Here is a 7,671-nt window from a genome sequence, read left to right as displayed (position 1 = left end):
AGACCCAGGTATTAGTGGTGTAGGCCTTGAAAACCTTGTTAAGCAGTACCAATCGGTAGAGAAGATGATTGCACGTATGAAACGTCTTATGCCTGCATCTATCCTCTACAGAATGCTTTACACGCCTACGCTAAACCTTGAAGACCTTAAAGATCAATCTGCACTAGAGCATGTGGCGAAACACTTCGTAGAGCAGCTTACAGAGCGCGAAAACGATGGTGCTACATACCGTTATGAAATTCGCACTGATGCTGAGCTTAGCGAGTACTACATTACAATCATTATGCGTATGCACGGTATCGATTATGAGTACGTTATCGATCATGAGTTTATCGAGTCGTCTGAATATCAGCGCCTTAAAGAGCTTAACCTTGCCATTAACGACATGATGGGCAAAGACGCCTATATTCAGCGTGGCGAGCGTAGACAGCCAGTTGAGTCTTTCAAAGAAGCCCTAGAGTGGCTAATGAATGAAGCGAAACGCGGCCAATACATTCAGCGCTATAAAGGGCTAGGTGAAATGAACCCTGAGCAACTATGGGAAACCACCATGGATCCTGAAAGCCGCCGTATGCTACAAGTTACCATTGAGGATGCCATTGGTTGTGACCAGCTGTTCACTACATTGATGGGTGACCAAGTTGAGCCTCGTCGAGAGTTTATTGAAGCTAACGCGCTTAAAGTGGAAAACTTAGACGTGTAGATTATTTATTTAATGATGCATATTTTAAAAACGACCCAGGTAGGGTCGTTTTTTTTGTGTACAAAAATGTATCTTAACGAAATGTTGAAGAGCCTTACAAAAGAGTAAAAGTTGTTCTAGTATAAATTTATGTGACAAGCTGATAAGTGGTCTTATCAACTAAAACAGGGACATATAAATGACAGGACGTTTGTGTATTATTTCCATCTTCGTTGCGTTTTTAATAATAGGCTGTTCAAAACAGGCTGGACTTACAGAGTCTCAGATTCGACTATCAGAGGCCAAGAAAGCCCAGGCTGTTCTCATTGAAAAAGCGAACATCATTCTAGATACCAAAGTTAAGGGTATTTTCCTAGAAGATTTAAACCACATTTCTTATGCGAGTGAAATAGCACTTCGTGCTAAGCAAGTATTTATTGATGCCAAAATTAACCTTAAGAGCGAAAGCTTAGCAGCCCTTGATAATCGAATTGGTTCTTATGTAAATAGTGCAGGCCTAACAGCAGTAAAGCTCCTGCACCAGTCAGTAGATATGACGGTAAGCTTCAAGAAAGACATAGAAGATATGCCATTACAGCCACTAACCAGTAATAGTACGTCGACAAGTGATGGCATGGTGAAATTTTTGGCTAAGCAATACAGCGTTGATATTAAATCATGTTGTATATCTGATTTGAAAGATATCGCCATATTTTTGAGTCAAGTAGACGAGCTGGAGCATTACCCGTTAAGAAAAATGATTGCGAATGTAGAGGTAAGATTATCAAGCGTCTTAAGACATCCTGAAACCGCGAAGAAATACAAAAATGAAATAAATGCGATAGGTGAACAATATAAAAACACTCAATCAGCAAATAAACGTTAAATAATGGACTTAAAGGGATGGAAAATATTATGGAAAAAACAGTCATTGCATGCATGGGATTGCTAATGCTCCACACGGTAACAAGCGCATTAGCACAAACTAATTATAAGATTGTAGATAATGCCGATAAATCGGTAACAGTGACAAACGGAGCAGAAAAAGAAACCGTGCTAGTCATTGAAGACGAGGTAAAGTTTTCTATATCTCGTACACCAAGTATCAATAAATCCCAGCCACCGCTACAGAACAATAATATTTCCCTTAAAGGTGGTGTATTTGGCTTAACAATCAATGAGAGTGTAACAAGTATGCTGCGCGTACTCGGTACACCTACGTCAACGTATAGCGTTAACAAAGACACCGTGCTGTATTCTTATGGGAGAAACCTTTGGGTGGTGACCCACAAAGGAATAGTAAAAAAAGTGACTACAGAAAATCACTGGTTATCAACAACCCTTACTAATTCTATTGCCTTTGATAATCGGTTTAACAGCGATTGGCTTATAGAAGAGAAAGTCGGCTACGAGACTAAAAAGGCGGAATTGTTAAAACAGTTGCCTGAGGGGAATCAAATTGAAAGAGGCAAATACCGATTTACTCTGAAAAAGGAAGCTGATGTAAATCTTGATGTAATAATAGATTTGAAAATTATAAACGGTGAAAAGGAATGGCTAGTTAACGGCTTCGAGTATGGATATACGGATACTGCTTATATAAAAGATTCAAGCAATGAAACTGAGAAAGCACATCAATACAATGAAGTTATCGCTTTTGTTGACAGTAAGCGTAAACAGGGTGAAACCATAACGATAGAGCAATTAGATGAGCAGGGGTTTCGTCCAATTTTTGATGCTTATGCGGATAACGGTGATGTTATTCAAGTATATGGCAACCATCTTGTACTGAACTTTAGTTATCAAGAACTAAGTAAGTTATCTGTTTACGAAAGTGTGTTTAGAAACAAACAGAATCTAGAAGATTGGAAGTTTGCAGAGCACTATTTTGAACAACCTAGCACTGAGGTTAAGGCGCTTTACGGTGATGAAGTAATGGGTAATGACGATTATTGGCAGGTATTTCTAGATGATGCAAAGTACGATCTATATTTCGTTGAAAACGATGATGGGACAATGATGCTAACCGAACTTGAAATAGAATTCTTTTAAATACCTGCTGCGAAAAAGACTAAAAGCGATCTTTCTCGCAGAAGGTGAATAGTCAAACCTAAGCTAACTACAATTTAGACACGACCAAGGCGACTTCCCCCGCACTTGCTGCTGTTGCTGTAAAGCGATAGGTGCCAGTTGAGGAGGGGGTAAATTGCAAGTTCTCTGAGCCCTGTTCGCAGACTAAATAAACAGTGGAGCCTAACATTACAGGCTGCCCTTTATATTTGCCGCCACAGCTTTGTGAGGGCGTCCATTTTGCATCTGACAACCTAAAATCATAAGGTTGTCCGTCGGCTATGAGTTCAACGTCTACTGTCCAGCCTGAATTTGATCGTTTGAACTTGTAACTTGGGTCAGCCTCCCACCAGTTAAATACACCTCTAAGAAACATGTTTTCGAATTGAATGCGAGGCACGTCCGGTGCTATTTCTGGAATTTTAAAACTTCCACTGCTTGAGCATGCTGAAAGTGTTATGCATATAGAAGCAATAGTTAGTAACTTTTTCACAGCGTCTCCATTTATAAAAAAGCCCAACGTTAAGGCTGGGCTCTTTGTTTTTCACGGCATAAAACCGCGTTAACTCTTACTAGCCTACGACTTCGCGAGAATAGATATATCTGCGGTAGTAAGGAAAAGTTGCCTTAAAAGCGACAGTAAAGCAAGTCGGTTATTTTTAACCGCTTCGTCATCAGCCATAACCATTACGTTATCGAAGAAGTTATCGATTACATTACGTAAGGTTGCAAGCGCAGTAAGAATACGCGTGTAGTCCTGTGAAGGAACAGCAATATCAACTTCTTTCTGTGCGGCTTTCAGCTCAACGTAAAGCGCTTTTTCAGCTTCTTCAGCTAACAGTGACTCATCAATATTCACTGTGTCTGTCACTTCAACGTTCTGCTTAGCAAGGATGTTTGCAACACGCTTGTTAGCGGCAGCTAGCGCTTCGGCTTCTTCCAATGCTCTGAACTTATCTACCGCATGAACTCGGGCTAAGTAGTCAGCTGGCTTAGTAGGGCGACGAGCAGCAACGGCCTGAATAACGTCAATGGCGATAGCTTGATCTTGTAGGAGCGCAGTAAATCGACCCAATACAAAATCAACAACCTGAGATTGTGTTTCTGCATTCGTTAACTTATCGCCATACACATCGATAGCTTTGCTTACTAACGTTTCAAGATCTAGCGGCAGTGACAGCTCAGTGACAATACGTAATACACCGATAGCTGCACGACGAAGCGCAAATGGGTCTTTATCACCCTTCGGTAACTGGCCAATACCAAAAATACCCACAAGAGTATCTAGTTTGTCAGCAAGCGCGACCGACGCGCTAACGCCTGAACTAGGAAGTGCGTCACCAGCAAAACGCGGCATGTATTGTTCATACAGTGCTTCTGTAACGGGCGCATCTTCACCGTCGTTTAGCGCATAGTATTTACCCATAACACCTTGAACGTCAGGGAACTCCATAACCATGTTCGACATCAAGTCGGTTTTAGCTAGAAGACCTGCTCGTGCAGCTTGTGTTTCATTCGCATCTATTTGCGACGCAATAAACGCCGATAGGGCGGATATACGCTCAGACTTTTCTTTTAGCGTACCAAGCTGTTTTTGGAACAACACGGTTTCTAAGCTTTCAAGGCGGCTTTCTAATGTCGTCTTTTTATCGCTGTTAAAGAAGAACTCAGCGTCTGCAAGACGAGGGCGGATAACCTTTTCATTGCCAGAAATAACTTGAGACGCATCGCGACTTTCGATATTCGTTACAAATAAGAAAGTGTTTGAAAGTGCACCATCGCTATCTAGCAGCGGCACATATTTTTGGTCGTCTTTCATGGTATAGATAAGCGCTTCTTTCGGTACTGCCAAGAAAGCCTCATCAAACCCAGCTTGAAGTACAACCGGCCACTCTACAAGTGACGCGATTTCTTCCAGTAAGTCTTCATTATAGTCTGGCTTAAGCGACAAGCTTTGCGCTGCGTCTTCAAGCTGCTGACGCACTTTATCTTTACGCGCCTCAAAATCTGCCAGCACATATTGTTGCTCTAGGGCAGAGGCGTAATTGTCAGCATGATCAAGTTCAAAGCGACCTTCGCCGTGGAATCGGTGACCCTGAACAACGCGGCCGCTTGTTAAACCCAATACAGAAACGTTAACCACTTCGCTTCCGTAAAGCACGCAAAGGGTGTGTACCGGGCGTATAAACTGAGTATTGTAATTACCCCAACGCATCGGCTTTGGAATAGGTAGCTTGCTTACCGCTTGGTTTATAAGGCCTTCCAATAACTCTGCAACTGATTGACCCGGAACGTGGGCTTTATGAAGTAACCACTCTCCTTTGTCAGTTACAAGGCGCTCTGCGTCAGCAACGTCAATGCCGTTACCGCGAGCCCAACCTTGTGCTGCTTTAGTGGGATTACCGTCGGCGTCAAACGCGGCTGATACTGCTGGGCCGCGTTTCTCTACTACTTTGTCAGCCTGACCTTCAGCAAGACCTGAAACATAAACGGCTAAGCGGCGAGGAGCTGCAAACCAGCTGACTGAATCAAAGCTTAAGTCAGCTTGCGTAAGCGCAGCTTCAAACTGCGTGGCGAAGGCTTCACCTAAAGACTTAAGCGCTTTTGGTGGGAGTTCTTCAGTACCTAATTCAACTAAACAATTTTCTGTACGCACGCTTATGCCTCCTTGTTACATAGTGGGAAGCCAAGTGCTTCACGTGCTTGGTAATAGCTTTCTGCACACGCTTTGGCTAGCGTTCGAACGCGAAGAATATAGCGCTGGCGTTCAGTCACTGAGATAGCATGACGAGCATCAAGCAAGTTAAATGCGTGTGACGCCTTCATAACCTGCTCATAGGCAGGAAGTGGAAGGTTGTTTTCGATAAGCTTTTTGCTTTCTGCTTCACATTCGTCGAAGGTTCTAAATAAGGCTTCAACGTTGGCGTGTTCGAAGTTATACGTCGATTGTTCTACTTCGTTTTGATGGAACACATCGCCATAGGTCACTTTGCCCATAGGGCCGTCAGTCCAAACCAGGTCGTAGATACTATCGACACCTTGAACGTACATGGCGAGTCGCTCTAAGCCGTAGGTAATTTCGCCGGTAACAGGCTTACACTCTAGACCGCCTACCTGCTGGAAGTAGGTAAACTGAGTTACTTCCATACCGTTTAGCCACACTTCCCAACCTAGACCCCACGCACCAAGCGTGGGTGATTCCCAGTTGTCTTCTACGAAGCGAATGTCATGAACCAGCGGATCGAATCCTAACTCTTTCAAAGAGCCCAAGTACAACTCCTGAATATTGTCAGGTGAAGGCTTAAGCATTACTTGGAACTGATAGTAATGTTGTAAGCGGTTTGGGTTCTCACCGTAACGACCATCGGTTGGTCTACGGCACGGTTGAACATAGGCGCTACTCATTGGCTCTGGACCTAAAGAACGTAGGAACGTCATAGGGTGAAAAGTACCGGCACCCACTTCCATATCCAGAGGCTGAATAATAACGCAGCCCTGACGCGCCCAATAATCTTGAAGCGCAAGGATCAACCCTTGAAAGGTCTTAATATCGTATTTCTGCATACATCCGCTGCTTATTAGTTATCTGACTTAAAATAAAGGTGGGATAGTATACAATTTGTGAGGCATAGTATGTAGGTGTAAAGGGTGAAAAAACGTCACGAATAAAGCCAATATGCCACTTCACAACAAGGATTTAATCTTAAGCCATGCCCAATCAAACAAAAATAGAAAAAAATATGCCTTTGCATCGCTGCGGTTGGGTAAGCAGCGACCCTATTTATTTAGCGTATCATGATAACGAATGGGGTGTACCCGAGCTAGATAGGCGCGCGTTGTTTGCTAAGTTATGCCTCGATGGACAACAGGCTGGTTTATCTTGGCTGACCATTTTGAAAAAACAGCAGAATTTTGAACAGGCATTCTATCAGTTCGACCCTGAGAAAATTTCGAAGATGGGCCCCGCTGATGTCGACAGACTTATGCAAGATAGCGGCATAATCAGAAACAAGCTCAAAATAGAGTCGGTTATCAAAAATGCCAAGGGTTTTTTAGCTATCGAAGCGTCGCAGCCATTCAGTGATTTTATTTGGCAATTTACATATGGACGTACGGTCATTAATGCATGGGAAGACTTCAGGCAAGCACCCACATCAACCGATGCGTCTAAAGCAATGTCAAAAGCACTTAAAAAGCACGGATTTAATTTCGTAGGTGAAACGATTTGCTACGCTTTTATGCAAGCTGTAGGTATGGTCAATGACCACGAGGTAGGGTGTCATTGCTACGAGCGTACCTGCGACCTCGCGATAAAGTGATATAGGCAAAGGTAACCGGGTTAAAAAAATGGCCGACTACATACTGTACTCGGCCATTTTCGATATTGATTGCATCAGTTTTTATCTTTTAAATCAGCGTAGCGCTTACTCGTTATTTAGTGGCTATAAGTGTCTCACAATACGCCTTCAGCGGTGGTAATTCGTCCAACACTTTAGATTCGTACTCCGATTCAATCTGCTCGCGAGCGATATCTTGCTTTCTTCGCTCATTCTTAGGTAGCTGTTGCCTTGCTTCTAAAATTGCAAAACCGCTTACCTCTGTGAATAGTGCATGAATGTTGGGATACTGCGCTTTAAAATCAGGCGGAGTACTTATTGGAAGCGCGTTAAGCAAGTTCACGATGCGAATTACGCCTTCTGACAAATCACATTGCTGCTGCTCCATCGCCTTAGCTATTACTATAATACTGTCGGTTATAGTGGCTACGCGCGACTGCCTTGCGGCTTCTTGTCGCTCTTTTTGCTGTTTTAACATAAACAGCAGTTTGCCTGCGTAAAAGCCTAGCGCAAGAATAATTAGTAGCGCGATGCCTGAAAGTACTGCCCAAAGCATGACTCTTTCCCGTTTTTTATTAGTGC

At 43.1% G+C, this 7,671-nt stretch carries 7 protein-coding genes and 1 pseudogene; 4 read left to right on the top strand and 4 right to left on the bottom strand.

The features are described 5' to 3' along the window. The 3 genes and pseudogenes from gyrB to QVA83_RS21205 form a co-directional block, all read left to right on the top strand. A pseudogene (gene gyrB, locus QVA83_RS21215) lies at positions 1-703 on the top strand (DNA gyrase subunit B); the annotation flags it as partial. 178 nt (positions 704-881) lie between these two features. After that, positions 882-1,568 (top strand): hypothetical protein, encoded by a 687-nt coding sequence (locus QVA83_RS21210; RefSeq protein ID WP_287498937.1) that lies wholly within the window; start codon positions 882-884, stop codon positions 1,566-1,568. A gap of 29 nt (positions 1,569-1,597) precedes the next feature. Next, entirely contained in the window at positions 1,598-2,734 is a 1,137-nt protein-coding gene (locus tag QVA83_RS21205; RefSeq protein WP_231513014.1) for a hypothetical protein, read from the top strand. Between the two features lie 67 nt (positions 2,735-2,801). Here the strand turns inward: QVA83_RS21205 and QVA83_RS21200 are convergent, their stop codons facing one another. From QVA83_RS21200 to glyQ, 3 genes are all read right to left on the bottom strand, one after another. Then, the gene (locus QVA83_RS21200; RefSeq protein WP_156077631.1) at positions 2,802-3,245 is read right to left on the bottom strand and encodes a hypothetical protein; all 444 of its coding nucleotides are present in this window, start codon (positions 3,243-3,245) and stop codon (positions 2,802-2,804) included. A gap of 84 nt (positions 3,246-3,329) precedes the next feature. Continuing rightward, the gene (gene glyS, locus QVA83_RS21195; protein ID WP_287498936.1) at positions 3,330-5,408 is read right to left on the bottom strand and encodes a glycine--tRNA ligase subunit beta; all 2,079 of its coding nucleotides are present in this window, start codon (positions 5,406-5,408) and stop codon (positions 3,330-3,332) included. Between the two features lie 2 nt (positions 5,409-5,410). Then, the gene (gene glyQ / locus QVA83_RS21190; RefSeq protein ID WP_014947716.1) at positions 5,411-6,316 is read right to left on the bottom strand and encodes a glycine--tRNA ligase subunit alpha; all 906 of its coding nucleotides are present in this window, start codon (positions 6,314-6,316) and stop codon (positions 5,411-5,413) included. A 146-nt stretch (positions 6,317-6,462) separates the two neighbouring features. Between glyQ and QVA83_RS21185 the strand changes: the two genes are divergently transcribed. Beyond that, positions 6,463-7,071, top strand: coding sequence for a DNA-3-methyladenine glycosylase I (locus QVA83_RS21185; protein ID WP_287498935.1), 609 nt, complete (start codon positions 6,463-6,465; stop codon positions 7,069-7,071). 112 nt (positions 7,072-7,183) lie between these two features. Here the strand turns inward: QVA83_RS21185 and QVA83_RS21180 are convergent, their stop codons facing one another. Then, a complete protein-coding gene (locus QVA83_RS21180; protein WP_014975247.1) occupies positions 7,184-7,645 on the bottom strand; it encodes a DUF2489 domain-containing protein in 462 nt (153 codons plus the stop codon). Positions 7,646-7,671: the final 26 nt, after the last annotated feature.

The sequence above is a fragment of the Alteromonas sp. AO-Serp genome (assembly GCF_017849675.1).
In the GTDB taxonomy this organism is placed as follows: Bacteria; Pseudomonadota; Gammaproteobacteria; order Enterobacterales; family Alteromonadaceae; genus Alteromonas; species Alteromonas macleodii.
Note: the sequence above shows the minus strand (reverse complement) of the source record. Positions and strands in the feature narration are given on the sequence as shown.